The organism is Pseudomonas fluorescens (genome assembly GCF_001623525.1).
Classification (GTDB): domain Bacteria; phylum Pseudomonadota; class Gammaproteobacteria; order Pseudomonadales; family Pseudomonadaceae; genus Aquipseudomonas; species Aquipseudomonas fluorescens_Q.
In genome coordinates, this window is sequence record NZ_CP015225.1 from 114,388 (window position 1) to 138,907 (window position 24,520).

Annotated in this window: 24 protein-coding genes, 4 tRNA genes and 3 pseudogenes; 23 read left to right on the forward strand and 8 right to left on the reverse strand. The window is 56.3% G+C overall.

Annotated elements, in window-relative coordinates; all coding sequences use genetic code 11:
• Positions 1-25 precede the first annotated feature (25 nt).
• From accD to TK06_RS00415, 11 genes are all read left to right on the forward strand, one after another.
• Complete coding sequence (gene accD / locus TK06_RS00365) at positions 26-946, forward strand: acetyl-CoA carboxylase, carboxyltransferase subunit beta (RefSeq protein ID WP_058546590.1); 921 nt, start codon at positions 26-28, stop codon at positions 944-946.
• Positions 943-2,250, forward strand: a complete 1,308-nt coding sequence (gene folC / locus TK06_RS00370; RefSeq protein ID WP_063320317.1) for a bifunctional tetrahydrofolate synthase/dihydrofolate synthase — start codon at positions 943-945, stop codon at positions 2,248-2,250. The genes accD and folC overlap by 4 nt, the downstream gene beginning before the upstream one ends.
• Positions 2,234-2,908 carry an SPOR domain-containing protein gene (locus TK06_RS00375; RefSeq protein ID WP_063320318.1) on the forward strand — a complete coding sequence of 225 codons (675 nt, stop codon included), beginning with the start codon at positions 2,234-2,236 and terminating at the stop codon, positions 2,906-2,908. Before folC ends, TK06_RS00375 begins: the two co-directional genes overlap by 17 nt.
• An 89-nt stretch (positions 2,909-2,997) precedes the next feature.
• Positions 2,998-3,558 (forward strand): CvpA family protein, encoded by a 561-nt coding sequence (locus tag TK06_RS00380; protein ID WP_030142022.1) that lies wholly within the window; start codon positions 2,998-3,000, stop codon positions 3,556-3,558.
• Positions 3,559-3,599: 41 nt separating this feature from the next.
• On the forward strand, positions 3,600-5,105 hold the full coding sequence (gene purF / locus TK06_RS00385; RefSeq protein ID WP_063320319.1) for an amidophosphoribosyltransferase: 1,506 nt from the start codon (positions 3,600-3,602) through the stop codon (positions 5,103-5,105).
• Positions 5,106-5,163: 58 nt separating this feature from the next.
• Positions 5,164-6,375: an O-succinylhomoserine sulfhydrylase gene (locus TK06_RS00390; protein ID WP_063320320.1), complete on the forward strand. Its 1,212-nt coding sequence runs from the start codon at positions 5,164-5,166 to the stop codon at positions 6,373-6,375.
• Positions 6,372-7,145 (forward strand): SDR family oxidoreductase, encoded by a 774-nt coding sequence (locus TK06_RS00395; protein WP_063320321.1) that lies wholly within the window; start codon positions 6,372-6,374, stop codon positions 7,143-7,145. The genes TK06_RS00390 and TK06_RS00395 overlap by 4 nt, the downstream gene beginning before the upstream one ends.
• Before the next feature lie 168 nt (positions 7,146-7,313).
• Positions 7,314-7,389: transfer RNA gene (locus tag TK06_RS00400), tRNA-Val, on the forward strand.
• Between the two features lie 58 nt (positions 7,390-7,447).
• Positions 7,448-7,524 (forward strand) — tRNA-Asp (locus tag TK06_RS00405).
• 90 nt (positions 7,525-7,614) lie between these two features.
• Positions 7,615-7,691, forward strand: a tRNA-Asp gene (locus TK06_RS00410).
• 429 nt (positions 7,692-8,120) lie between these two features.
• Positions 8,121-9,389 (forward strand): IS110 family transposase, encoded by a 1,269-nt coding sequence (locus tag TK06_RS00415; RefSeq protein WP_063320322.1) that lies wholly within the window; start codon positions 8,121-8,123, stop codon positions 9,387-9,389.
• A 43-nt stretch (positions 9,390-9,432) separates the two neighbouring features.
• On the opposite strand, the gene TK06_RS00420 is transcribed toward TK06_RS00415, so the two are convergent.
• On the reverse strand, positions 9,433-10,716 hold the full coding sequence (locus tag TK06_RS00420; protein ID WP_063320323.1) for an NAD(P)/FAD-dependent oxidoreductase: 1,284 nt from the start codon (positions 10,714-10,716) through the stop codon (positions 9,433-9,435).
• Positions 10,717-10,899: 183 nt separating this feature from the next.
• Here TK06_RS00420 and TK06_RS00425 point away from each other — a divergent pair.
• Together TK06_RS00425 and TK06_RS00430 are read left to right on the forward strand one after the other, a co-directional pair.
• Positions 10,900-10,976 (forward strand) — tRNA-Val (locus tag TK06_RS00425).
• An 85-nt stretch (positions 10,977-11,061) separates the two neighbouring features.
• Complete coding sequence (locus TK06_RS00430) at positions 11,062-11,706, forward strand: hypothetical protein (RefSeq protein WP_063320324.1); 645 nt, start codon at positions 11,062-11,064, stop codon at positions 11,704-11,706.
• A gap of 458 nt (positions 11,707-12,164) precedes the next feature.
• Here the strand turns inward: TK06_RS00430 and TK06_RS00435 are convergent.
• A pseudogene (locus TK06_RS00435) lies at positions 12,165-12,581 on the reverse strand (type II toxin-antitoxin system HicB family antitoxin); the annotation flags it as partial.
• 544 nt (positions 12,582-13,125) lie between these two features.
• Positions 13,126-13,986 (reverse strand): AraC family transcriptional regulator, encoded by an 861-nt coding sequence (locus TK06_RS00445; protein ID WP_219737616.1) that lies wholly within the window; start codon positions 13,984-13,986, stop codon positions 13,126-13,128.
• 447 nt (positions 13,987-14,433) lie between these two features.
• Here TK06_RS00445 and TK06_RS00450 point away from each other — a divergent pair, with 447 nt between their 5' ends.
• Both TK06_RS00450 and TK06_RS00455 read left to right on the forward strand, forming a co-directional pair.
• Positions 14,434-14,949, forward strand: coding sequence for a hypothetical protein (locus TK06_RS00450; RefSeq protein WP_238992574.1), 516 nt, complete (start codon positions 14,434-14,436; stop codon positions 14,947-14,949).
• Between the two features lie 248 nt (positions 14,950-15,197).
• A complete protein-coding gene (locus TK06_RS00455) occupies positions 15,198-15,470 on the forward strand; it encodes a hypothetical protein (protein WP_003203821.1) in 273 nt (90 codons plus the stop codon).
• 128 nt (positions 15,471-15,598) lie between these two features.
• On the opposite strand, the gene TK06_RS00460 is transcribed toward TK06_RS00455, so the two are convergent.
• Positions 15,599-15,907, reverse strand: coding sequence for an addiction module antidote protein (locus TK06_RS00460; protein WP_063320328.1), 309 nt, complete (start codon positions 15,905-15,907; stop codon positions 15,599-15,601).
• Between the two features lie 2 nt (positions 15,908-15,909).
• A pseudogene (locus TK06_RS31390) lies at positions 15,910-16,181 on the reverse strand (type II toxin-antitoxin system RelE/ParE family toxin).
• Between the two features lie 283 nt (positions 16,182-16,464).
• Here TK06_RS31390 and TK06_RS00470 point away from each other — a divergent pair.
• Entirely contained in the window at positions 16,465-17,010 is a 546-nt protein-coding gene (locus tag TK06_RS00470; RefSeq protein ID WP_063320329.1) for a DUF4410 domain-containing protein, read from the forward strand.
• A gap of 175 nt (positions 17,011-17,185) precedes the next feature.
• Here the strand turns inward: TK06_RS00470 and TK06_RS32350 are convergent, their stop codons facing one another.
• Positions 17,186-17,851: a hypothetical protein gene (locus TK06_RS32350; RefSeq protein ID WP_153044814.1), complete on the reverse strand. Its 666-nt coding sequence runs from the start codon at positions 17,849-17,851 to the stop codon at positions 17,186-17,188.
• Positions 17,852-18,269: 418 nt separating this feature from the next.
• Here TK06_RS32350 and TK06_RS00475 point away from each other — a divergent pair, with 418 nt between their 5' ends.
• From TK06_RS00475 to TK06_RS00490, 4 genes are all read left to right on the forward strand, one after another.
• Complete coding sequence (locus TK06_RS00475; RefSeq protein ID WP_013693816.1) at positions 18,270-18,470, forward strand: hypothetical protein; 201 nt, start codon at positions 18,270-18,272, stop codon at positions 18,468-18,470.
• Between the two features lie 197 nt (positions 18,471-18,667).
• Positions 18,668-19,105: a hypothetical protein gene (locus TK06_RS00480; protein WP_063320330.1), complete on the forward strand. Its 438-nt coding sequence runs from the start codon at positions 18,668-18,670 to the stop codon at positions 19,103-19,105.
• 374 nt (positions 19,106-19,479) lie between these two features.
• A complete protein-coding gene (locus TK06_RS00485; protein WP_063320331.1) occupies positions 19,480-19,986 on the forward strand; it encodes an AAA family ATPase in 507 nt (168 codons plus the stop codon).
• Between the two features lie 253 nt (positions 19,987-20,239).
• Positions 20,240-20,452, forward strand: a complete 213-nt coding sequence (locus TK06_RS00490; RefSeq protein WP_063320332.1) for a hypothetical protein — start codon at positions 20,240-20,242, stop codon at positions 20,450-20,452.
• A 250-nt stretch (positions 20,453-20,702) separates the two neighbouring features.
• On the opposite strand, the pseudogene TK06_RS32835 reads toward TK06_RS00490, so the two are convergent.
• Positions 20,703-20,909 (reverse strand): annotated as a pseudogene (locus TK06_RS32835) (DUF6434 domain-containing protein); the annotation flags it as partial.
• A gap of 188 nt (positions 20,910-21,097) precedes the next feature.
• On the opposite strand from TK06_RS32835, the gene TK06_RS00500 reads away from it, so the two are divergent.
• Positions 21,098-22,252: an alpha/beta hydrolase gene (locus TK06_RS00500; protein ID WP_063320333.1), complete on the forward strand. Its 1,155-nt coding sequence runs from the start codon at positions 21,098-21,100 to the stop codon at positions 22,250-22,252.
• Between the two features lie 141 nt (positions 22,253-22,393).
• On the opposite strand, the gene TK06_RS00505 is transcribed toward TK06_RS00500, so the two are convergent.
• A complete protein-coding gene (locus TK06_RS00505) occupies positions 22,394-23,278 on the reverse strand; it encodes a LysR substrate-binding domain-containing protein (protein ID WP_063320334.1) in 885 nt (294 codons plus the stop codon).
• A gap of 106 nt (positions 23,279-23,384) precedes the next feature.
• On the opposite strand from TK06_RS00505, the gene TK06_RS00510 reads away from it, so the two are divergent.
• Together TK06_RS00510 and TK06_RS32630 are read left to right on the forward strand one after the other, a co-directional pair.
• Positions 23,385-23,834 carry a PACE efflux transporter gene (locus tag TK06_RS00510; protein WP_063320335.1) on the forward strand — a complete coding sequence of 150 codons (450 nt, stop codon included), beginning with the start codon at positions 23,385-23,387 and terminating at the stop codon, positions 23,832-23,834.
• 475 nt (positions 23,835-24,309) lie between these two features.
• Positions 24,310-24,462 (forward strand): hypothetical protein, encoded by a 153-nt coding sequence (locus TK06_RS32630; RefSeq protein WP_203417396.1) that lies wholly within the window; start codon positions 24,310-24,312, stop codon positions 24,460-24,462.
• Positions 24,463-24,520: the final 58 nt, after the last annotated feature.

Sequence of the window (24,520 nt, forward strand, 5' to 3'; positions counted from 1 at the left end):
GCCGCCGGTACTGGAGAAAGAAAGCATGAGCAACTGGTTGGTAGACAAACTGATCCCTTCGATCATGCGTTCCGAGGTGAAGAAAAGCTCGGTGCCTGAAGGTCTGTGGCACAAATGTCCATCCTGCGAAGCGGTGCTGTACCGCCCCGAGCTGGAAAAGACCCTGGACGTTTGCCCCAAGTGCAACCATCACATGCGCATCAGTGCGCGTGCCCGTATCGACATTTTCCTCGATGCAGAAGGCCGTGTTGAGCTGGGTGCCGACCTGGAGCCAGTGGACCGTCTGAAATTCCGTGACGGCAAGAAGTACAAGGATCGCCTGACCGCTGCCCAGAAGCAGACCGGCGAAAAAGACGCGCTGATATCCATGAGTGGCACCCTGCTGGGCATGCCGGTGGTGGTGTCGGCCTTCGAATTTTCCTTCATGGGCGGCTCCATGGGTGCCATCGTCGGTGAGCGCTTCGTTCGTGCCGCCAACTACGCTCTGGAAAACCGTTGCCCGATGATCTGCTTCGCCGCTTCCGGCGGTGCGCGGATGCAGGAAGCGCTGATCTCCCTGATGCAAATGGCCAAGACCTCCGCGGTGCTGGCGCGTCTGCGCGAAGAAGGCATTCCGTTCATCTCGGTGCTGACCGACCCGGTCTACGGTGGCGTTTCCGCCAGTCTGGCCATGTTGGGCGACGTGATCGTCGGCGAGCCGAAAGCCTTGATCGGCTTTGCCGGCCCGCGCGTGATCGAGCAGACCGTGCGTGAAAAACTGCCGGAAGGCTTCCAGCGCAGTGAGTTCCTGCTGGAGCACGGCGCCATCGACATGATCATCCATCGTCAGGAGTTGCGTCCGCGCCTGGGCAACCTGCTGGCGCAACTGATGGGGCTGCCGACGCCGAAATTCGTCGCCGCGCCGATCGAGCCGATCGTGGTTCCGCCAGTGCCTGCCGGACTATGACCCAACGCACCCTGGGCGACTGGCTTGCCTACCTCGAGCAGTTGCATCCTTCGGCCATCGACATGGGGCTGGAGCGGTCGCAAGCGGTAGCGTCCCGGATGGGGCTGTCCAAGCCGGCGCCCCGGGTCATCACCGTCACTGGCACCAACGGCAAGGGTTCGACCTGCGCCTTCGTGGCTTCGCTGCTGCGGGCCCAGGGCCTGGGCGTCGGTGTCTACAGCTCGCCGCACCTGCTGCGCTACAACGAGCGGGTGCAAGTGAACGGCGTCGAAGCCACTGACGTCCAGCTGTGCGAAGCCTTTGCCGCGGTGGAAGCCGGGCGAGGCGATACAACCCTCACGTATTTCGAAATGGGCACCCTGGCGGCGTTCTGGTTGTTTGCCCGTGCCGGTCTCGATGCGGTTGTGCTGGAGGTGGGCCTGGGCGGACGGCTGGATACGGTCAACCTGGTGGACGCAGACATTGCGCTGGTCACCAGCATTGGTGTGGACCATGCCGATTACCTGGGCGATACCCGCGAATCCGTGGCCTTCGAGAAGGCCGGCATCTTTCGCCAGGGCGTGCCTGCGCTTTGCGGCGATCTCAATCCCCCCCAGCCGTTGCTGGACAAGGTTCGCGAATTGAGCTGCCCGTTCTTTCTGCGCGGGCGGGATTTCGACCTGGCGATGACCGAGCAGCATTGGCAATGGCGCGGCAGCGACCTGCAGGGCAATCCAGTGGAGTTGCACGATCTGCCCTTGCTGGACCTGCCGATGGAAAACGCCGCGCTGGCGCTCCAGGCCTATCTGTTGCTGGGCTTGCCATGGGATGCCGGGCAAATCGTCCAGGCGCTGCAGGCGACCCGTGTGGTCGGGCGCCTCGATCGTCGTCAGTTCGACTGGCAAGGCAAGCGTCTGAACCTGTTGCTGGATGTCGGCCATAACCCCCACGCGGCGCAGTACCTGGCTGAGCGCCTGGCACGGCGACCCGTGGTGGGGCGGCGCCTGGCGGTGTTCGGGCTACTGTCTGACAAGGATCTGGATGGCGTTGTCGAGGCGTTGGGTGCTAGTGTCCAGCATTGGGCGGTGACGCCACTGGATTCGCCGCGCTCGCGTACCGCGGCGCAGTTGCAGGAAGCCTTGCAGCGCCATGGCGCTTCAGTGCAGGCCTACGCTAGCGTGGCCGCCGCGCTGGAAGGGCAGTGCGCCCTGGCGACGGCCGATGATGAAATCCTGCTGTTCGGATCATTTTTTTGTGTTGCCGAGGCCCTTCAATGGTTGGCCCGGCGCTCCACGGAGGAGGCTGCAGATGGCATTGCTGGATAAGGCGTACAAGCAGCGCATGGTCGGGGCCTTGGTGTTGGTGGCCCTGGCGGTGATTTTCCTGCCGATGCTGTTTTCCCGTCAGGACGAGCAACGCCAGGTCACGGTCGACGCGCCGGCCGCGCCCCAGGCACCTTCGGTGCCGCCTGTGCAAGTCGAGCCAGTGGCGGTGCCCGAGCCCCAGGCGTTGCCTCAGGAACCTGTCCCGAGCGACGAGGAGTTGGCCGAGCAACCGGCGCCGTCGATGCCGATTGCGCCTGCACCCGCAACGCCTGCGCCTGCCGCACCGACCAAGCCGTCAGTCGCTCCGACTCCAGCTCCCGTTCCGGCTGCTCCAGCGGTCAAGCCGGCCCCAAGCCAGCCGATTACCGCCGCCACGACCAAGCCTGACACCACGCAAAGCCGCGTGGATGCCAATGGCCTGTCGGTCAGCTGGTCGGTTCAGTTGGCCAGCCTGACCAGCCGTGAAAGTGCCGAGAACTTGCAGAAAACCCTGCGCAGCCAGGGCTACAACGCCTACATCCGTTCCGCCGATGGCAAGAACCGGGTGTTTGTCGGGCCGCTGATCGAGCGTGCCGAAGCCGACCGCCTGCGCGATCTGCTCAGCCGCCAGCAGAACCTCAAGGGTTTTGTGGTGCGCTTCCAGCCAGAGCGCGGCTGACAGCGATTTGGCTGATTTGAATCGTGCAGCTTACCGACAGCCCTGCGCTCTGCTAAAATGCGCCGCCTTATCCGTCTGTAGGCTGCACCGTGCCATTTACCTGGGTTGACTGGGCGATCGTTGCGATCGTCGCCATCTCCGCATTGATCAGTCTGAGTCGCGGCTTCGTCAAGGAAGCCCTCTCGCTGCTGACCTGGATCATCGCGGGAGTCGTAGCCTGGATGTTTGGTGGTTCGCTGTCCCAGTACCTCGCCGGATACATCGAAACTCCGTCGGCTCGCGTGATCGCGGGCTGTGCCATCTTGTTTATCGCCACCTTGCTGGTTGGCGCAATGATCAATTATCTGATCGGCGAACTGATTCGCGTCACCGGGCTTTCCGGGACGGACCGGTTCCTGGGCATGGCCTTTGGCGCGGCGCGTGGCGCGTTGCTGGTGGTCGTGGCCGTCGGGCTCTTGAGCCTGGGGCCGGTACAGCAGGATACGTGGTGGCAGGAGTCCCGGCTCGTGCCACAATTTCTATTGGTCGCAGACTGGTCCAAAAACCTGATCCTGGGTTGGAGTAGTCAGTGGCTTGCCAGCGGTATCAGCGTACCCGCTGAAATACCGTTCAAGGAACACCTCTTGCCGACGGCCAAAACGCCGCAGTGAGTGTTGTTCAGTTCAGATCCATTAAGTAGGGGTTGCGTCGCATGTGTGGCATCGTCGGTATCGTCGGTAAGTCGAACGTCAATCAGGCGCTGTATGACGCGCTAACCGTGCTCCAGCACCGCGGCCAGGACGCTGCCGGTATCGTGACCAGCCATGACGGCCGGTTATTCCTGCGCAAGGATAATGGCCTGGTGCGTGATGTGTTCCACCAGCGCCACATGCAGCGCCTGGTCGGCCACATGGGTATCGGCCACGTGCGCTATCCGACCGCGGGCAGCTCGACGTCGGCTGAAGCCCAGCCGTTCTACGTCAACTCGCCGTACGGCATCACCCTGGCGCACAACGGCAACCTGACCAACGTCGAGCAACTGGCCAAGGAGATCTACGAATCTGACTTGCGCCACGTCAACACCAATTCCGACTCGGAAGTGATGCTCAACGTGTTCGCCCATGAGCTGGCCCAGCGCGGCAAGCTGCAGCCGACCGAAGAAGACGTATTTGCCGCCGTGACCGACGTGCACAACCGTTGCGTGGGCGGCTATGCGGTGGTGGCAATGATCACCGGCTACGGCATCGTCGGTTTCCGCGATCCCCACGGCATCCGCCCGATCGTGTTCGGCCAGCGCCACACCGACGAAGGCGTCGAATACATGATTGCCTCCGAAAGCGTGTCCCTGGATGTGCTGGGCTTCACCCTGATTCGCGACCTGGCCCCGGGCGAAGCGGTCTACATTACAGAAGACGGCAAGCTGCACACCCGTCAGTGCGCGACCAACCCGTCCTTGACCCCGTGCATCTTCGAACACGTCTACCTGGCGCGTCCGGACTCGATCATCGATGGCGTCTCGGTCTACAAGGCCCGCCTGCGCATGGGTGAGAAACTCGCCGACAAGATCCTGCGCGAGCGTCCGGACCACGACATCGACGTGGTCATCCCGATCCCGGACACCAGCCGCACCGCGGCCCTGGAGCTGGCGAACCACCTGGGCGTCAAGTTCCGCGAAGGCTTCGTGAAGAACCGCTACATTGGCCGGACCTTCATCATGCCAGGCCAGGCTGCACGGAAAAAATCCGTACGCCAGAAGCTCAACGCCATCGAACTGGAGTTCCGCGGCAAGAACGTGATGCTGGTGGACGACTCCATCGTCCGTGGCACCACGTGCAAGCAGATCATTCAGATGGCCCGTGAAGCCGGCGCCAAGAACGTGTATTTCTGCTCTGCGGCCCCGGCCGTGCGCTACCCTAACGTCTACGGCATCGACATGCCGAGTGCCCATGAGCTGATCGCTCATAACCGTACCACCCAGGATGTGGCCGACCTGATCGGCGCTGACTGGTTGATCTACCAGGACCTGCCGGACCTGATCGAAGCGGTCGGTGGCGGCAAGATCAAGATCGAGCACTTCGATTGCGCGGTATTCGACGGCAAGTACGTCACCGGCGACGTCGACGAGGCCTACCTGAACAAGATCGAGAACGCACGTAACGATGCGTCCAAGGCCAAGACTCAGGCGGTCAGCGCGATCATCGATCTGTACAACAATTGATTAACCAACCGGCCCTGAGGGGCCGGTTTGCGTTTAAACCGATTTCAGGAGTGACAGCATGAGTCAGGATTGGGATGCCGGTCGGCTGGACAGCGACCTTGAAGGCGTAGCGTTCGATACCCTGGCGGTTCGCGCGGGTCAGCACCGTACACCGGAAGCCGAACATGGCGATCCGATGTTTTTTACCTCCAGCTACGTGTTCCGCACCGCTGCCGATGCAGCCGCACGGTTTGCCGGCGAAGTGCCGGGCAACGTTTACTCGCGCTACACCAACCCGACCGTGCGGGCCTTCGAGGAGCGCATCGCCGCCCTGGAAGGCGCTGAGCAAGCGGTGGCCACTGCCACCGGCATGGCCGCGATCATGGCCGTGGTGATGAGCCTGTGCAGCGCCGGTGATCATGTGCTGGTGTCGCGCAGCGTCTTCGGCTCGACCATCAGCCTGTTCGAGAAGTACTTCAAGCGCTTTGGCGTGGAGGTCGATTATGTGCCCCTGGCGGACCTGTCTGCTTGGGATGCGGCAATCAAGGCCAATACCAAGCTGCTGTTCGTCGAGTCGCCTTCCAACCCTCTGGCCGAGCTGGTGGACATCGCCGCGCTGGCGGAAATCGCCCACGCCAAGGGCGCCATGCTGGTGGTCGATAACTGCTTCTGTACCCCGGCGCTGCAACAGCCACTGAAAATGGGCGCGGACATGGTGGTGCATTCGGCCACCAAGTTCATCGACGGCCAGGGGCGTTGCATGGGCGGCGTGGTGGCCGGTCGTGGCGAACAGATGAAAGAAGTCGTGGGCTTTTTGCGCACCGCAGGCCCCACCCTCAGTCCGTTCAACGCCTGGATCTTCCTCAAGGGCCTGGAAACCCTGGGCCTGCGCATGAAAGCCCATTGCGCCAATGCCCAGGCCTTGGCCGAGTGGCTGGAGCAGCAGGATGGCATCGAGAAGGTGCATTACGCCGGCCTCAAGAGCCATCCGCAGCATGACCTGGCCTTGCGTCAGCAACGCGGTTTCGGCGCGGTGGTGAGCTTTGAGGTCAAGGGGGGCAAGGAGGGCGCCTGGCGCTTCATCGACGCGACCCGGTTGATTTCCATCACCGCCAACCTGGGTGACAGCAAGACCACCATCACCCACCCGAGCACCACGTCCCACGGTCGCTTGTCGCCCCAGGAACGTGAATCGGCGGGTATTCGTGACAGCTTGATCCGCGTTGCGGTCGGCCTGGAAGACGTGGCTGACCTGCAAGCCGACCTGGCCCGCGGGTTGGCGGCCTTGTGATCGAGCTGGCAACGCCACCGAGCGGCACTCATGGCCGGGTTGCCCTGGTTACGGGCGCCGCACGGGGCATCGGCCTTGGCATCGCTGCCTGGCTGATCTGTGAAGGCTGGCAGGTGGTGCTGACCGACCTGGATCGCGAACGCGGTTCCAAGGTGGCGAAGACCCTGGGCGACAATGCCTGGTTCATTGCCATGGACGTGGCGGACGAGGCGCAGGTCGCCACCGGTATCGCCGAGGTGCTTGGGCAGTTCGGGCGGCTCGACGCGCTGGTGTGCAACGCGGCCATCGCCGACCCGCACAACATCACCCTGGAAAGCCTGGACCTGGCTTATTGGAATCGGGTCCTGGCGGTGAACCTGGGTGGGCCGATGCTGCTGGCCAAGCACTGCGCGCCGTATCTGCGCGCTCACAACGGCGCCATCGTCAACCTGGCCTCGACCCGCGCTGCGCAATCGGAACCCGACACCGAAGCCTATGCGGCGAGCAAGGGCGGCTTGCTGGCCCTGACTCATGCCCTGGCCATCAGCCTCGGGCCGGAGATCCGGGTGAACGCCGTCAGCCCTGGCTGGATCGACGCGCGCGATCCATCACAGCGTCGTGCACAGCCGCTGACCGACGCCGATCACGCCCAGCATCCAGCGGGCAGGGTAGGCACGGTAGAGGACGTGGCGGCGATGGTGGCGTGGCTGTTGTCGCGCAACGCCGGTTTTGTCACGGGGCAGGAGTTCGTGGTGGACGGCGGCATGACCAAGAAAATGATTTATGAGTGAGGAGCAGCTGCAAGTGGCGAGCTGCAAGCTGCAAGCGACTATGCGGTGTTGGTGCTTCTGACTTGTAGCTTGAAGCTTGCCGCTCGAAGCTGTTTTTGAAAAAAACCCAACCCTGCTATTGACTTAGCTTCGGTACCTGCGTAAATTTCGCGGCCTCAACGAAGCAAAGGGTGATTAGCTCAGCTGGGAGAGCGTCTGCCTTACAAGCAGAATGTCGGCGGTTCGATCCCGTCATCACCCACCATGTTTTACGAGAGTTTTGCGAAAGCAAGACGGAAGCTGTCAAAAGCCTCCACCGACGCGCAGCGGTAGTTCAGTCGGTTAGAATACCGGCCTGTCACGCCGGGGGTCGCGGGTTCGAGTCCCGTCCGCTGCGCCATATTTTCCGAAGCAGGTTCGCCTGGTTCGAGATCCAAGCTCAAAGGGGTTGGGTCAGACGAGTTAACTGGACGCAAGTCCATAGCGATACGCAGCGGTAGTTCAGTCGGTTAGAATACCGGCCTGTCACGCCGGGGGTCGCGGGTTCGAGTCCCGTCCGCTGCGCCATATCTGCTTTGAGGCCCACTGAACGCCTTGAAGCTAAGAAGAAAGCTGCAAAGCTACTTCTAATCGATAGCAAAGACCCTGGTCGAAAGACCGGGGTTTTTTGTTTTTGGTGTACTGCAATCCATATGTTGGATGCTGTGGCGAGGGAGCTTGCTCCCGCTGGGCTGCGATATAGGTAGTCCGTTCCTTGCTCCCCCATACTGATACTCGCTGGAGTCCGGTTGTTGCGAGGAAGGAACATGCACCTGCGAGCTACGAATAGGGCTGCAACGCATCTCGATGATTACTGCTTCACCTTCGAGCCCAGCAGGTGCGCTTGCGCCCTCTAACGAACACTCAGGGAAAGCCGGGCACGGCTCTCTATATCGCCTTCGCTGGACGCAAGCATGCATGTTCCTGCATGTACTTTAGCGTCTGTGGAGGTGTGCGATGCAAACGCTCTTGTCTCAGAAATTCACTGCTTATATCGGAATTGATTGGGCCGATACCAAACATGACGTCTGTTTGCAGGTTGCTGGGCAAGCCCAGCGGTGCTTCTCGGTCATCCGACACAACCCCGAAGCTATTGATCAATGGGCTCATGCGCTGTATCAGCGTTATGGCGGTCCTATCGCCATTGCCGTGGAGTTAGACAAAGGACCGTTGATAGCGGCCCTGCAAAAATATGATTTTTTTTGTTTGTTCCCGATCAACCCCGCCACCTTAGCCAAGCAGCGTAAGGCCTTCGTTCCCAGCGGTGCGAAGGACGATCCGAGCGATGCCCAGTGGGCACTTGAGCTATTGCTCAAGCATCCCGACAGATTTCCCCAGCAGGAGAAACAAAGTCCTGCCATACGTTCTCTGGCTAGCTTGACTGAACATCGGAGAACCTTGGTTGATGAGCGGGTAAGAATCAGTAATCGGTTGGTTTGCATGCTCAAGCAGTACTATCCGTTGGCGCTGGAGTTGTTCCACGATCATGACACACAGGTGTTCTGTGATTTCCTGGAGCGCTGGTCGACGTTGGAAACACTTAAACGTGCTCGGCCTACAAGCGTTTTGAAGTTTCTTAACGCGCATAATGTTCGCCATGCAGAACTCAATCAGCAGCGTCTGGCCTTGATCCTCAAGGCCACGCCGCTGACAGAGGATCCGGGGATTGTTAACCCTTCAGCGCTGTATGTGCGGACCCTGGCATCGCAACTGAGTGGGATGCTGGTGGCGATCAAGCAGTTTGATGCGGCGATCGAAGAAACGGCCAATACCCTGGCCGATTACAGCCTCTTCAAATCCTTGCCTGGAGCCGGGCAACAGCTTGCACCACGGCTAATGGTAGCTTTTGGTGAGCAACGTGATCGCTTCAAGGATGCTGGTGCTATGCAGCGATATGCCGGGATCGCTCCGGTTACCGAGCGCAGTGGCAAGAAGAAAATCGTTCGCTGGCGCTATCAATGTTCAACCTTTTTGCGCCAGACATTTGTCGAGTGGGCTGCCCACAGCATCAATCAATCGGTATGGGCAGGGGCGTACTATCGCCAACAGAAGGCCAAAGGCTGCTCTCATCAAGCAGCCCTGAGGGCACTGGCTTTTAAATGGATCAGGATCGTTTATCGGTGCTGGAATGCTGGATCCCAGTATGACGAGAGCGTCTATTTACAAGCCTTGGCCCGCCACGACTCGCCTTTGATAAGAGCACCGGAGGCAACGAAAGCATGTTGACGGAAGAGCTCAGGGCGTGAAGCAGCCCTTGGTGTTGGTGGCTTCAGAACCCCAATTTATCCCGCAACCCGTAATACCAAGCCCCCATTGCCGCGAACGGCGTACGCAACAACTGCCCACCGGGGAAAGGGTAGTGGGGCAGGTCGGCAAACGCATCAAAGCGCTCAGCCTGACCCCGTAGCGCTTCCGCCAGAACCTTGCCCGCCAGATGCGTATACGTCACGCCGTGGCCGCTGCAGCCCTGGGAATAATAAATGTTATCCCCCAGTCGCCCGACCTGTGGAAGACGCGACAGCGTCAGCAGGAAATTTCCGGTCCAGGCGTAATCGATCTTCACATCCTTGAGCTGCGGGAAGGCCTTGAGCATCTTCGGCCGAATGATCGCCTCAATGTTCGCCGGATCCCTCGCGCCATATACCACGCCGCCCCCGAAGATCAGGCGCTTGTCGCCGGTCAGGCGGTAGTAATCGAGCAGGTAGTTGCAATCTTCGACGCAATAATCCTGGGGCAGCAGGCTATGAGCCAGTTCATCGCCCAACGGCTCGGTGGCGATCACCTGCGTGCCGCAAGGCATGGACTTGGCCGCCAACTCCGGCACCAGATTGCCCAGGTAAGCATTGCCCGCCACGATAATGAACTTGGCCCTGACCTTGCCCTGTGGCGTATGCACAACCGGGCTGGCACCACGCTCGATGCGCACCGCTGGCGATTGCTCATAAATCACCCCACCCAGGGACTCCACCGCCGCCGCTTCGCCCAGCGCCAGGTTGAGCGGATGAATATGCCCGCCGCTCATATCGAGCATGCCGCCCACATACTCCTCGCAAGCCACCACCTCGCGAATACGCCGCTGATCCAGCAACTCCAACTGGGTATGCCCGAAACGCTCCCATAAACGCTTCTGCGACTCCAGGTGACCCATCTGTTTAGCGGTGAGGGCGGCGAATACGCCGCCGTCCTTCAAATCACACTGAATCTGATACTTCGCCACCCGCTCACGAATGATCCGCCCACCCTCGAACGCCATGTTGCCCAGCAACTGAGCCTGCTGAGGGCCAACGCTGCGTTCGATCACATCAATATCGCGGCTATAACTGTTAACGATCTGCCCGCCGTTGCGACCCGAAGCCCCAAAGCCGACCTTCGCCGCCTCAAGCACGGTGACTTTGAAACCGTTCTCCAGCAAAAACAGTGCAGAGGACAGGCCGGTGTAACCAGCGCCGATCACGCACACATCCGTCTCGACGTCATCCTGCAGGGTAGGGCGCGGAGGAGTGGGGTTGGCCGACGCGGCGTAATAGGACGCTGGATAGGATGTGTTCGCCATTCTGCAACCTCTGTTTTATATTTTTTACGAATGCAGCGATCCTACCCGAGATAAAAATCGGCCGCCAGCCACCGCCAAGTCTTCGTCGCATCGGCGAAATTAAATATTTTGCATATTCATAGGGTTAGGTGAAAAAAAGGTGTTGACACCCCTCCGGAATTCCGTAGAATGCCGCCTCACAGCAGGCACGTAGCTCAGTTGGTTAGAGCACCACCTTGACATGGTGGGGGTCGTTGGTTCGAGTCCAATCGCGCCTACCAAACAAAATCCGCTCTGCTGGGCGGTCTAGAAGGGTCAACCGAGAGGTTGGCCCTTTTTTGTTGGCGTACACATAAGGACATGGTCATGCGGGTTGTCACTTCCGTCACTCTTCTTGCTTTAGCACTTGCTGGTTGCTCTGGAATACCTTCAGTTCCATACGAAGAGCCTGCTCAATCAGAGGGCGTGGCGCGCGTTCGCGTTATCACGAACTCCGATGTGTATGGAGATAGCATCGTCGGCAGTTGTGCTCCTGCTACCCGGCATAAGATGGCAGAAGCCGGACGTTTCGGGCAGGACGGTACGGCGAGCATCAATTATCCGCAGTATCCCCTGAAGTCGGCGAGCATTGGCATACCGAAAAGAGTTTGGCCCAGTCTTATCCAGTACATCCCTGCAATTCGGATGGGGGAAGGGGCTTACAAAGAGGTCGTGACCGAGTATCGCGTCAGGACGGATCTGCCATTCCAAATTGCAACCCTAGGCGCGACCATTGCGGGCAATGGCAGCTCTTACCGGACCTGTGGTGGCCAGGCGCTCGTTTACAAGCTGGAACCCGGGAAAGACTACGAAGCAGTGGTAGGGGTGGATGGCAGACCAAGCAAAGATGGCGAGCCAGCGCTGATTTGCATGTTGGCGGTTCTTGAAGTTACCACTTTGCCTGGCACTTCGATTGTGATTCCCCAAAAGCTGACGCCTGCTGCGCCTCCGCAGGTGGTCTGCAAAAACTGATAGGCACAGCCCGCCATTGAGCGGGTTTTGCGTCTGGCAGAAACGAGAAAGCCCCGACTTGGATCGGGGCTTTTGCGTTGCGGCGGATAACGAGAGGCATAGGCGCCGCCTCGACAGTAATCGGGGCCTTTTCGTTTTCAGCCACGCTGGGTTTTTTGTTGCTTCAAATCCTCGTCATGAGTAGGGCCCAGGTCTTCATGTTTCAGTCTCGCAAGGCTAAAAGCGTCCCAGCCAAAGTTGCTGAGGCGTTCAGAACTTTCACTGAGCCACCAGAACTTATCGTCGTCACCGTCTAGAACTACGGTTGCGAGCTTTGGTGGAACGGCGGCGTACTCCTGTGCCAGTCCAATTGGCAGGCTCAATTCATCCAAGCCTTTATTTGCAAGATGCACGAGGTAACGGGTGGCCGTCGGCTCTTGAATTTGGCGAATCAACAATTTGGTTGGGTTTTGGCTCATTACCTTGACATCAACGTAGAGTTCAAGAGCATCCAGGGCGCGCTCGACCTGATCCATTTTGGAGGTGTGAAGAAAGTCGACCAAGCGATCGCCTTGGGCCTGATGCACACCGAGCAGTCGGCACAAGTCGGCCTTTCGCATATCTCGCTCCATCATGGTGTTCCAAAGCGCGATCTTCGCCACGGTCACCGCAGGTAGATGAACAACGTGTTCGCCTTCCAGCGGGGCGGATGCCGGCGGAATCGAGCGGCGCTCATCGACGTAGATGGAGAGGGTGGATTCAATCCCGTCCAGGGCTTCGCGGATAGCGTGCTTCCGATCATCGCCGTAGCTGTTCAGCTCTGGCAGGTCGCGGCAGAACACGGCAACGCCTGGGGCGCTAACGTCCTGTTCGAATCGGATTGGATAGTCGTACATCGTCACTCCTTGGAGGTGATAGTCCAGTGCTCAGGCGTGGTGAAAGGGCTCTTCAGAGCCCAGTTGTTTAATGATCGCCTTACCGGTCGGTTCCGGCTTTTCCTTGGAACTGTGATCCGCGAGGTAGCCTTGTTGCCGTGGGGGGACTTTGAAGTGGCTTCCTTTGCCTGCTTCGAAGGCCATCCTTTGGGTCTTCAACCATCGTCTGAGCTCGCTGAGCTTCATCACTTCGCTTGGTTGTTTGGATGAGTCCACTCTACAACATTTCTGTGTTAATACAACACTTGTGTGTTGTTTGGTTCGAGCAGTGCCCGGGCCATGCAGGCCACTTTTATTCTGAAAGGACGATGGCCCCTACTGATCTCGGCACAGGCACAGCTACCTGGATGAACTGACGAGCAAAACGAGCATCGCGCAGACCAGCTGTTTACAGTTGATGGATGTAAGCGGGTGCCTCTCAGCTGTGTTGCGTCGACCGGTTGAATCCACAACCCTGACCGGACATTCATCGACGTCAGTTCAGGGTCGAAAACTGCTTGCTCCGCTATTGCAGCGGAACATACACATCAGTTTGCCAGTGATCCTGCGGTGTCTCGGGATAGATGCTCAAGTAATGGAAGAACAGCGGCTGGTCACGAAGTTCCTCTCCACTGCCAGGAAGCCAATCGCGGTAAATCGGATAGATCGTTTCGCCGATGTGATCCGGTGACCCCTCATGTCGCACCACGACACAGCGACCGCCGGGAATGACGATTTCGCGCACGCCGAACTCATTCGGCGCCACGGCCTCGTGAATCTCGCCGCAGATTGCGAAGCGGAATGCTTGCGCAGGTGTCGTGTCGGGGTTGCCATAGGGAATGCCAAAGCTGCGACTCGACGCCACCGGCGACTGTCCGCTCTGCTTACGCCACTCGATGAACTTACGCACGCTCTCATTGACGAGCCCGGCGGGCCCACAGTGTTCAAATGCTGCGACCCTGACTTCAGGGAATTGCACGATTCGTATTTGCATGATGATAGTCCTGGAAAAATGAGGGATTGCGAACACCGCATTCCAGACCTGCCAGTTCGGCTCTTTCCTGAACGCACTCGGCGTCATACCGAACGCCCGCCTGAACGCCCTGCAAAAAGCCTCCGGACTTTCGAAGCCGGCACCGAGTGCGGCCTCCAGTACCGAGTGATCAGCGGTGGCGGCAAGGCGATGCGCCGCGCGTCGTAATCGCATCAGTTGCACATAACGTGAAACAGGCACGCCTACGAACGCGGTGAATTGTCGATGGAAGTGAAATGCCGAAAAGTTCGCCACATGGCTCAACGTATTCACCGACAGATCATCTTCGAGATTCTCATTAATGTAGGCGAGGACGGCGTTGAAGCGTTTTGTGTAAGCGAAGTTGGGCGCCATGTCAGACACTGGGAAAAGGCTCCTGGAAGTACGGTCGGCAATAGAGTCGACTACAGCGCCGTGAACGCGCCTAGCCGCGTTTGCTCAAGGCACGTTTTGGGTTGGCACGTCCGATCTCTTCCAGGGCGATGTGAAGGGCGGGGGCATGTCAGGCGTTCACTTCTGGCCGTTCTCTGCCGGTGCTCACTGCTTCGTTTGCTGGTCAAGTCGAATGAGAAGGGAAAAAAGGATGAAAAAATTCTCAGATTTATTTTGGTACCCGCGCCTTGCGGGCCAAGTCCTATAAGTTAGCGCCCTGTAAGTGATAGTCTACGAGCTCTTCTATAAATGATATTGGATACAGTTATGACACGCTGTTTGAGGGCGCTCGGAGCTAGCCTCGCTGACAGTATAGTGATCCCGGCCGCTTGGTTATCGGGGCTTGTGACGATAGGACTCTTGTGGGGCATGATAGTGTTTTGGCCCGATAAGCTTACAGTCGAAGGACGTCAGCTCTTCCTGGCTTCTTTTTTTATTTTTTTTCTCGCCATATGGCACTTGATACGGCGCAAGCGACGAGCAAAAGCACTTGTAGCCTCCATCAACCTGAAAGAAAGTCTGAACCTTGACGACACTCGGCTGCTCGGCTATCCAAGCCCCCTATTTTTTGTCTTTGACCTTTCCAACAAGAAACTCGCTCAATGCCAAAGCGCCACCGGCGACTATCAAATTCGAGACTTCACGTGGGTGACAGGCTGGCAGTTTGAGTGGCTACGGATTGACAGCCGGGTGTCGGGCGGGGTTCTGCAAATAGTCGATGGGGCAGGCATGAGCGTTCCTATCGATGAGCTTCGGCGTAAATTCATAAAATTCTCACTGGTTTTGACGGTTGCCGATACAAGTCATCCTCCCTTCCGTTTTCCAATGAACCGGAGCGCAGCTGAAGGGTGGTGTACCCGGTGCAATGAGCTTTTCAAGAGCTAAGCGAAGCATCACACCAGAAGATAATTATCTTTAGAACTCGCGGCAGCGCTGCTATGAGGGCTCAAACGAGCGTTGCGAGAGGCATTGACGCAAATTCCTACACAAACCTCGGAAACGAGCGCATTGCAGCATTTGGGTATGCAACTTATTGTCTTTGTGTCGCACAGATGGCGATTCGGGTTTGGCGACTCGATTGAATGAAGCGCAGAAGCTCCTGCTCCTAAATCAATTGAATGAAGGTACTGCTCATGACCCGATACATGCCCATCACCGGCATCGACTGCATCCCCGCAACCCTGCTCATCGACACCGAAGCGCCTCTGGACGTCCTTTTCGAAACCGCCGATTACCGCATCCGCACGGTGACCCAAGTCTTGGAAAATATCGCGTTTCGCTCGGACATCAGCTCAGACACTGTGGTGCTGACTGATTTTTGTAAATTGCTGACCACATCGTTACGTGATGGTTGTGATGTCATGGATGTGATTGGAAGACGATTGCGGGCGCAGGCGGCGGAATAATGAAGACGGGCGACTTATAAGCCGCCCCGTTTCATAAGAGGAGAACAGGGACAGACTACGATTATGAGACCGACCGATTTTACAAGCGAACTCAAAATCGTGGTTTGTCCCGGTGTCTAATCCGTTCGTCAGGCAGGTGAATGATTAGCTGCACGCCCAGGCTGCGCATGAAGATCAATGCCTAGCGCATGAATGACCTTGAGTACGGTATCAAATCTCGGCTTTGATCCGGGTGCGAACGCCTTGTACAAGCTTTCTCGCCCCATGCCAGAGTCCTTAGCGATCTGCGCCATGCCGCGGGCCTTGGCGACATAGCCGATCGCTCGGAGAAACTCCTCGCTATCACCGTCAGCCAGCACTTGGGAAAGGTATTCACTGGTGGCTTCGTCGCTATCGAGTAGTGCCGCCATGTCAAATGTCGTCAGGTGTTGGCTCATGTTCAAATCTCCTTTGCCAATTTCTTCGCTCGCCGGATATCAGCACTCTGTGAAGACTTGTCACCACCCGCCAGTAGCACGATGACCACTCCACCGCGCATGGTGAAATAGACCCGGTAGCCAGCGCCTACATCCACACGCAACTCTGAAATACCATCACCGACAGGTTTCACATCGCCCAGGTTCCTGCTGCGGCGCGATCAATGCGGCGGGCGATAGCGATTTTTGTTCGCAGATCACGGACCGATGAATGCCAAGCAGCGAGCGTCTGCATTTGCTGGATGAGATCATTTATGAATGGACCGTATCCAGCTGGATACTGGCAGTCAAGATGCCGATGCTGGTCATCCCGGGGGGGTGGGGTAGGGAAGAAAATGGGGGCAGCCCATGACCTGTGAACTCAAACCATGGTCTGTCGCCAGTCTTTGCTGACCTCGTCCTTGCCTCGTAGCAGCGAAGTATTGGTGCTAAATTCTGCGCGTCCAGCGTGCGGGCCCATCTGGCTCGGCGGGATATTTAACGCCTCTCTCAACCGATTTTGTGGATATGGAAATTCAATGAGCACATCCAAGCTTTCGATTACGCTGTCCTGCGCTGTAGCTGTTTTGATGTTGAGCGGATGCGCTGCCTCTGTAAAAAGCGGTGGGACTGAAACGCTCGTCATTCAAGAGTCAGCCAAGCAGAACCTGGTCGTAAACTTTCAAGGCAATAGCAAGGTTCAACAGAACGAGGACTGGCCTCGCTTGAAGCAAGAATGGAATGAGGCCCTGCACGTCGAAGCGACTCGCGCTGGCTACAGCCTTACAGAGGCTCAGGCATCAAGCCTCGAGGGCAAGGACGGTGTCGGTATCAAGATCAACGTGACCAATTTCCGTTACCTGACCCCTGGCGCGCGTTACGGGGCCGGGGTCATGGTGGGAAATGCGTGGGTCAACTCCAGTGCAGACTACTCGGACTTGAAATCGGGCCGCCTGATTGGAACTCGCACCTATGACACGTCCTCGTCTGCTTGGGAGGGTGTCATGTCGGCTATGACTCAAGAGCAGGTCCAGGCTATTTCTCAGAAAATCATCAGTGATATCAAGAGCGCAAAAGCCAAGTAATGCGATCCTGGCTAATCAGCGGCGATGACCGGGGCGGTGTCAATCTGATGCACGCCGCTGTTGATCTTTCGGAAAGCGGATAGGTAACAGGGAAAACGGGGACAGGTCACGATTATGAGATTCAGATGAATTCAAAATCGTGGTCTGTTCTAGTTTTTAGTGCGTGGCTAGTCCTCTATTCTAGTTTTTCAATGTCTCCGTTTGAGGTTTTGAAGTAGCTTATTATGTCTTTCGGTTGCAAGCCGGAGATTATTTTCATGTCGTTGAGGCTGTTGAAATGAAAAAGCTTTAGTTCTTCTGCGTATGTGGCGACAATGGTTTCGTCATTTTCAAGGTGGCATACATACATGTTGTGAAATGGGGGGCGCGTTTCGGGCCAGTCATGGGGCTTGGTGGTGGTGGATGGTATTGGGCCAGCGAATGTTTGATCGTTTCTTGATTTGAAGTCTTCAGTTAGATTTCCTGTATAGAATTCTAGGTGGCCAATAACGTATTCTATTTTTCGAGTGTGAGGTGATGCGGACGGAAATTGATAAATGTCATTGAAGTCTCGGACTAAAAAAGAGTCCGTATCGCTGTAGTTTCCTGCAGCGTTGATCCCCTTGAAAACTTTCCATGATTCCCAGTAGGTTATGGTTTTGTTAGGGGTTTTTTCTATAAAAACTTTGTCTACCAATGAGAATTCTCTTGTTGTAATGGTGACTTTTTGTACTAGATATCCATCTGATGTGGGGTTGTTAATGGCAAATGAGCATTTCCAACTTACATCTCTTCCTTGTGTTCTGCTAGGCAAGTCCAGAGAAACTATTGCGATTCTAGGTTTGTCTTTCATCAATTCCATATGTGCGATCTCCAGGAGGTATTACTTTTCGGACTCCAAGAACCTTAGCTGACTCATGGTTGAACGCCTGATCACCGGTGGAGTAGACCAAGGCTCCAGTATGATCGATACCACGACAGGTCACGAACGCTGGTGTCTTGTGAGAGTGGTCCTTAGCTATCCAACTCTCCGAACTGGGAGCATAGCTGCGTATGGAAAAATCGTAAGGCTGTGATCGTGGGGCGAGCCGATTGCAAGTGAGCTCAAAATTGTGGTGTGTTCCCAGTTTTCTTTTTTGCTCGAAACCTTGTGGCTCAGTCTTGTACCGAGAGCGCGAATGGTTGGCCGTTAGCCGGGTCTGGACACCTGCGTAGTGTTCTGGCGTGTGATGTAATCGCGTCGAAGCTGATGAAACAACGGGCCCGAGGAAGGTTAATCAATGCCAAAGAAACTTCAGGAAAGCAAAGCAGCGACGGCTGCTGACATTGAGCGCTCTATCCAGGCACTGAACAAGATGGCTGAACGCCTCTGGGGCGATGGTCGGGAGGCTGAGGCGAAAGCCCTGCTCGATGCCTTGGATGCTTTAAACAGGGCGCTCGATAGGATCAGGATTGGGGAGAGCCGCAGGGTTCTTCATTGAAGTGCGAAGGAAAATGGGACAGACACGATATGAAACGGGCCGATTGCAAGGGGCTAGAACCGTAGTCTGTCCCCCAGTTCCATCCCCTCCAACCACTGGGCTTTTGTCCTTGGTGGATGCCTGGCCAGTCTGTTGGCGTTTTATCAAGCCCATGCAAGTCGTGATATCGTTCTGCTACTTAGCAATGGAGGCAAGCGATGAAAGTCGATAATTGGCAAGGCTGGGAACCCGAGTGGCTTAGGCTGACTGAGCATTTCCTCAATGCACCGGCGGCACCCGGCGCCTACATAATCTGTGCAGACCACGAGATTCGCCGGGCTGTCGGTTCCGACGAGCACGGTATCTTGACTATTGGCGAATCGGACAATTTACGGCGGCGTCTTGCTGCGTTTGTGCGCTGCGCAAGGAATCCCGGAGTCTCAGGGCATATGGCGGGCTGGCGGTTTAATTACGCCTCTTTCGAAACCGTTTTCCCTTTGGACACACTTTGGGTTAGCTGGTGTCCGACTCTCGATAAGACAGCCGCCTATGCAAAAGAAGGGGAGATGTTGGCCCTCTATTTGGCCCAGCATTTCGAGCTGCCTCCTCTCAACTACAAATTTAACTGGCCAAAGCTGGAAGTGGCAGTGCTCTAGCCCCAGGGGGAAACGGGACGGGAAAGCGGGGACAAACCACGATTATGGGAGGGGCTGATTACAGATAAACTCAACATCGTGGATTGTCGACGGTTTCTAGGCGTCGGCGTACCTTTGGCACGCAAAGAAAAGCCCGACTGGGGAGGCCGGGCTGAAAGGGTTTCACTAGGAGCTGAGATAACCATAGGCGCTCGGCTGTGAAAGGAATGTGAAAGATTGCGTTCAGTACGAGTTTTAAAATCGTGGTGCTCCTGGCTCCATTAAAGAAATGTTGATCCCGCTGTCGACGTGGCGAGCGAGTGAAATCGACCAATCGCTGCCGCATAACCGGCTGCCGCCTACACTGGATTAGCTCATTAATAGAAGGACATGGAATGCTCATCGTCTTCAGCGGGCTTCCCGGCACCGGAAAAACGACTATTGCCAATGATCTTGCCGCTACGACAGGCGCCGTGTACCTGCGGATCGATACGATTGAACAGGCGATTCGAAACTCGGGTGTTCTTGCGCAAGATGTAGGGCGAAGTGGTTACATGGTCGCCAATGAGCTTGCCCTGAGCAACCTTCGTTTGGGTCGCACAGTCATCGTTGATTGTGTCAATCCCGTCCTCGAAAGCCGAATTGCGTGGAGCGAAATAGCCTCACAGGCGGGTATTCGATTGGTAAACATCCAAGTGATTTGCTCCGATAAAGATGAACATCGGCGTCGGGTCGAAACAAGGAGGGTTGATATTCCCGGGTTGACGCCACCCACCTGGCAGTCGGTACTGGATCACGAATATGAGCCGTGGAATGAAGCTACGTTTTGCATAGACACAGCTCTGATTTCTCCGGTGCAAGCGGTCGCGATGATCATCAATAGACACGGTGGTGCTGACTGATTTTTGTAAATTGCTGGCTACATCGTTACGCGATGGTTGTGATGTCACGGATGTAATTGGAAGATAATTGCGTGCGCAGGCGGCGGAATAATGAAGACGGGCGACTTATAGGTCGCCCGGAGCCGGTTAAAGGCGGCTACGAAATGAATTTACCGGCGGTCCGACCTTTTGGAATTGCTGTCGCCCGGGGGACTCCACTCATAGAGAAATATGTATTTCTCAATTGCGGTGAACTCCGCCCGAGGTAAATGGAATGACGTCGTTCGAAGAATTCAGGGCCACATCCCATGAGCTTCTCAAAGAGCTAGACGCTGCGACGATAAAAATGATGATGCTGGTTTCTGCGAAAGAGGTATCCGGTCCTTTTTGGGAGGATGCTGCCCAGCGGCATCATGATGCTGTAGATGCTTGGCATTCCTTTCTCAATATCCCTACGGATTTCGCTGCGAATCCGACTCTTCCCTAAACGGGCGGAAGGAAAGGGTCTGGCGATTTCCTCTGTTCTTCCGCGCTACAGGCGTCACGGGGGACAGTTACGCTCGGACGGCCACAGATTCAAAAAAAACGAAGGCAGACCACGATTATGAGACGGGCTGGTAACAGGTGAGCTCAAATCGTGGCCTGTCGCCGATTCTAATCCTGCCGTACACATGGACGCCCATTTGAACATCCAGAGTGTTGGGCCTGATGCCCATGGGACGTTCAGGGGGGGCGCGATCGCGCTGCAGCCAATCATTGACGGCTTCTCCGAGCGTTTTAGGTACGCCATTACGTATCCAGGCCATAAAGCCCCTATCAAATTTAAAGTTCGTACTGCAGTGCTCCACCATGAATCTGCGGACGTTTTGGGTGTTTCGGTAATTCTTGCCGTAGCAGCATCCAGCGCTGCTTGCAGGACCGGCGCACCTCGACGCAAGGTCAATGCCGTACGGCATCCAAACCATGACCCAAGTCTTGGAAAATATTCGTCATCAAATTTCTTGACTAATGGCAAATTGATGCTATTTGTTTTTGTGAGGTTTGAGGTGGACAGTATTTTTTGCTGAAAGAGATTTGGATTGCTTTCTGTTTTTTTTGTTTGCGCTAAATAAAATCAAAGGATGGAAAAATAATGAGGTTTTCTTTGTTAGGTGTTATCTGGCTTCTATCATTCAGCCTATTTTTTGCCGGGTGTGCATCTTCAGTTTCGTATCCGGCTCCAACTTCCAGTTCTGAGCAGTTACCTTATCCCACGCCGGAATACAGGACTGAAGTTTTTGCGCCAGTGAAGGTCAGCTATGCAACAAATAGAAGAAAAGCGCCGGATGGCAGTCTATTACCTGAGTTGAATGTGTCCGGTGACCCCCTGTCTTATGGTCAGGAGACCGTTCTGATTCCTTTCAAGCGGGATGTAGGAAGCTTTAAAGATTCACATAGCCCTGCATTTAAGATGTTAATGAAGTTTGGGGTCGTGGATGAGCAGGATGATCCGATTATTACCTTGCTTAATGACCAGTCGCTAACGTTGACTGAGGCTGACTTCTTTAAGCAGTTCAAGTCAACGACAGGTTTTAAAAGCGGTGATGTATTGCTTTTCGTACATGGCTTTAATGTGAAGTTTGAAGACGCTGTGAAGCGTGCAGCTCAAGTTTCCTATGATATTAATCCTGATTTGCAACCGGTGGTGTTCAGCTGGCCTTCTATTGGGGATCCGTTAAAGTACAATCGCGATTTCGGTAGGGCGTTGGACTCCGTTGATGACTTCGAAACCTTCATGTTAAAGCTGGTGGCCTCTACGCAGGGAAAGAGAGTTCATGTCCTGGCTCATAGCATGGGGTCAAAAGTAGTCATTCCTGCACTGGCGAGACTCTATTCTACTCATCCAAAACTATTTGATAAGAAACTGGGTAATATCATACTGGCTGCGCCTGATTTTCCCAGGGAGACGTTTATTCTAAAATATAAGGCCGCGTTTAGTAAGTTTGGCCGCGCGACAATCTATATGTCGTCGGAGGATAAGGCGCTCAAGGTTTCCTCTAGCACCTATCTTGCTGATCGAGGAATGCTTGGTTTTAGTGGTTCTGAAGGTTTTTTCTTTCCCGGAATTGACTCTGTTGATATAACTCGTGCGGGAGGTGTTGATGATCTTCTTGGGCATTCGAACTATGGTAGTTCGGCGCGTGTGCTAGTGGATATGCATGATATGATCGGGAGTAATTTGAGGGCTAACAAAAGGAAAGGTTTTATCGTTGTGCCGCCTTACAAGTATTTTTTTCTACAGCCGTAGTGGTTTTTGGGGCTGGGAAGCGTGGCCAGGCGCGATGATTAGGAAGTCGTGATGCCTAAACTCGCAGAGTCTAAACCACTGGCTAACAACGCACCCGAGGCTGCAAGCGTCTTGATTCGTCGGGACGCAGGCAGAACTAATTCAACCAATACTCCGTCCCAACAACCACTCACTAAACCCCCGAACCGCCGCCTGCCGCTCCCGCCCTGGCACGCACACCACGGTATACCGCGCACCCGCCAAGCGAACCTCAGGGCGATATTCAACCAGCTCCCCACGCGCAACAGCCTCAGCAACCAACACATTGCTGGCAAGCACCAGCCCGTGCCCGGCGATCGCCGCCTGCAGGGCGTGCTGTTCCTCGTCATAACGCCGAAAACGCGCGTTCTCCAGCCAGCCCAGGGTGCCGGCCTTGGCGCACCATGCAGGCCAGTCGACTGCAACGTTTGCGCTGCTCAGCCATGGCACGTCGATCAGTTCGACGGGTGAGCCCGCCGCGGGTGGTTGCCAACCGGGGCGGCAATAAACGCCAAAGTGCTCATCCAACAGAGGCTGTTCGAACAGCTGTGGGTCCGGCCTGAAGAGGGCGCGTATCGCCAGGTCGATGCTGGCGTCACGCTGCAGGTCGACCACGTCGTTGCTGGTATGCAGCCTGACGTCGATCTCCGGGTACAACCGATGAAAATCCCCGAGCCGCGGTATCAGCCACAGGCTGGCGAATGCCGGCGTCGTGCTCACCACCAGAGACTGTGCCGCACAAGGCGGTGACAGCACCTGCAGGCCATGTTGGATATCAAGCAGGGCGCGGTACATGTAAGGGTGAAGGCGCTCGCCATCGGCGCTCAGGCGCACGTTTTGGCTGGAGCGCTCGAACAGCCGCACGCCAAGGAAGGCTTCAAGGCTTTTGACCTGGTGGGAGATCGCCGCCGGGCTGACATTCAGTTCCTGGGCCGCTGCCTTGAAGCTGCCCAGCCGCGCAGCGGACTCGAAGCCGCGCAAGGCGGTGAGGGGCAGTTTGGCGAACATGGGCGGGTAGGTTACTCAGGTTGAGCGTGGCTCAATTTAGCTCAATTGTGCGCGGGTGCTCAACTTGCCAGGCTGGGGTCTTCCAAACCGGCTCAGGAGCCCAGCGATGCAAGGTACGCCCCGTAAAATCCTCCAGGCCATCCTCTACGAAGCCGGTGGCGTGCTGTTCGTGGCACCGGCGCTGGCGCTGACTTACGGTCAAGGCATGGGTTATTCAACCCTGCTGTCGCTGGTGATTTCCGCCGTCGCGCTGGCCTGGAACATGCTTTTCAACGGCCTGTTCGAGTGGTGGGAGCGCCGCCAACCCAGCCGCTATCGCAACTGGCAGCGGCGACTACTCCATTCTCTGGGATTTGAAGGCGGCTTGACGTTGATTCTTACCCCGGTGATTGCCGCGTGGTTGGGCATCAGCCTGTGGTTGGCGCTGGTGACCAATCTGGGGTTGTTTGTATTTTTCTTTTTTTACGCACTGGTTTTTCAATGGGTGTTCGATCGAGTGTTCGATGTTCCGCTTTCTGCGCAGACCGATCAGGGGTCTGCGTCCAGCGCCCGCTGAGTCAGTTGCACGACGTGACATTGCGCCTGGTTGTTGCTGATCGTCAGTCATAACCGGGTGCCGATGCTAAAAAACTCATCCAGAAGCCGATAAAAATAAATTCTATCCCGATCAACCTCGATCACTCCATATCGCCGCAGAAACGGCGCTACCCATTGTTCTCCCAACCCCTCGGCAATGTCCCGAGTTGCCAGCGCCAGGTCTTGGTATCGATGCGTGTAACGGGGTGGTGGTTGATTCGTCCTGGGGGGCACCGCAGCTCCTTGGAAGGTCTGGGTCGACCGTCATGAAACCACACATTGGCCCGCCGTGGCAGGGTGTCATTGGTCGGCGACTCGTCTAGACCGGGGGTTTATGCCGGGTCAAGGGTTGCCACTCAGGTTGTTGGCAACTACCCTGAAAATGTTTGGATTGTTACGAGAAAATTCAAGCGTGGCGATTTTCGGTCAACCGACTTAAGGATGAGGTGAACACAATGTTTTCTCATGAAGGTGCTGCAATAGAGGTGTTGCTATTTATTTTTGGCTTTGCAGGCTTTGCCCTGGCGCTGTGGTTTGCTCACGCCTATTTTGAGCGAAAGACTAAAAATGGTGTAAAAAAACAACATTCAGCTCATCGGGGCAGTTAAGCATCGGCTGATGCTGCTTCCCAAGAATTTTTAATCCCCAGAAACAACAAGCCCGCAC

Excerpts from the sequence above, each read along its gene's own strand:
- accD (WP_058546590.1), top strand. The coding sequence starts at position 26 with ATGAGCAACTGGTTGGTAGACAAACTGATCCCTTCGATCATGCGTTCC.
- folC (WP_063320317.1), top strand. The coding sequence starts at position 943 with ATGACCCAACGCACCCTGGGCGACTGGCTTGCCTACCTCGAGCAGTTG.
- TK06_RS00375 (WP_063320318.1), top strand. The coding sequence starts at position 2,234 with ATGGCATTGCTGGATAAGGCGTACAAGCAGCGCATGGTCGGGGCCTTG.
- purF (WP_063320319.1), top strand. The coding sequence starts at position 3,600 with ATGTGTGGCATCGTCGGTATCGTCGGTAAGTCGAACGTCAATCAGGCG.
- TK06_RS00390 (WP_063320320.1), top strand. The coding sequence starts at position 5,164 with ATGAGTCAGGATTGGGATGCCGGTCGGCTGGACAGCGACCTTGAAGGC.
- TK06_RS00415 (WP_063320322.1), top strand. The coding sequence starts at position 8,121 with ATGCAAACGCTCTTGTCTCAGAAATTCACTGCTTATATCGGAATTGAT.
- TK06_RS00420 (WP_063320323.1), bottom strand. The coding sequence starts at position 10,716 with ATGGCGAACACATCCTATCCAGCGTCCTATTACGCCGCGTCGGCCAAC.
- TK06_RS00430 (WP_063320324.1), top strand. The coding sequence starts at position 11,062 with ATGCGGGTTGTCACTTCCGTCACTCTTCTTGCTTTAGCACTTGCTGGT.
- TK06_RS00445 (WP_219737616.1), bottom strand. The coding sequence starts at position 13,986 with ATGGCGCCCAACTTCGCTTACACAAAACGCTTCAACGCCGTCCTCGCC.
- TK06_RS00450 (WP_238992574.1), top strand. The coding sequence starts at position 14,434 with ATGATAGTGTTTTGGCCCGATAAGCTTACAGTCGAAGGACGTCAGCTC.
- TK06_RS00455 (WP_003203821.1), top strand. The coding sequence starts at position 15,198 with ATGACCCGATACATGCCCATCACCGGCATCGACTGCATCCCCGCAACC.
- TK06_RS00460 (WP_063320328.1), bottom strand. The coding sequence starts at position 15,907 with ATGAGCCAACACCTGACGACATTTGACATGGCGGCACTACTCGATAGC.
- TK06_RS00470 (WP_063320329.1), top strand. The coding sequence starts at position 16,465 with ATGAGCACATCCAAGCTTTCGATTACGCTGTCCTGCGCTGTAGCTGTT.
- TK06_RS32350 (WP_153044814.1), bottom strand. The coding sequence starts at position 17,851 with ATGGAATTGATGAAAGACAAACCTAGAATCGCAATAGTTTCTCTGGAC.
- TK06_RS00475 (WP_013693816.1), top strand. The coding sequence starts at position 18,270 with ATGCCAAAGAAACTTCAGGAAAGCAAAGCAGCGACGGCTGCTGACATT.
- TK06_RS00480 (WP_063320330.1), top strand. The coding sequence starts at position 18,668 with ATGAAAGTCGATAATTGGCAAGGCTGGGAACCCGAGTGGCTTAGGCTG.
- TK06_RS00485 (WP_063320331.1), top strand. The coding sequence starts at position 19,480 with ATGCTCATCGTCTTCAGCGGGCTTCCCGGCACCGGAAAAACGACTATT.
- TK06_RS00490 (WP_063320332.1), top strand. The coding sequence starts at position 20,240 with ATGACGTCGTTCGAAGAATTCAGGGCCACATCCCATGAGCTTCTCAAA.
- TK06_RS00500 (WP_063320333.1), top strand. The coding sequence starts at position 21,098 with ATGAGGTTTTCTTTGTTAGGTGTTATCTGGCTTCTATCATTCAGCCTA.
- TK06_RS00505 (WP_063320334.1), bottom strand. The coding sequence starts at position 23,278 with ATGTTCGCCAAACTGCCCCTCACCGCCTTGCGCGGCTTCGAGTCCGCT.
- TK06_RS00510 (WP_063320335.1), top strand. The coding sequence starts at position 23,385 with ATGCAAGGTACGCCCCGTAAAATCCTCCAGGCCATCCTCTACGAAGCC.
- TK06_RS32630 (WP_203417396.1), top strand. The coding sequence starts at position 24,310 with ATGTTTTCTCATGAAGGTGCTGCAATAGAGGTGTTGCTATTTATTTTT.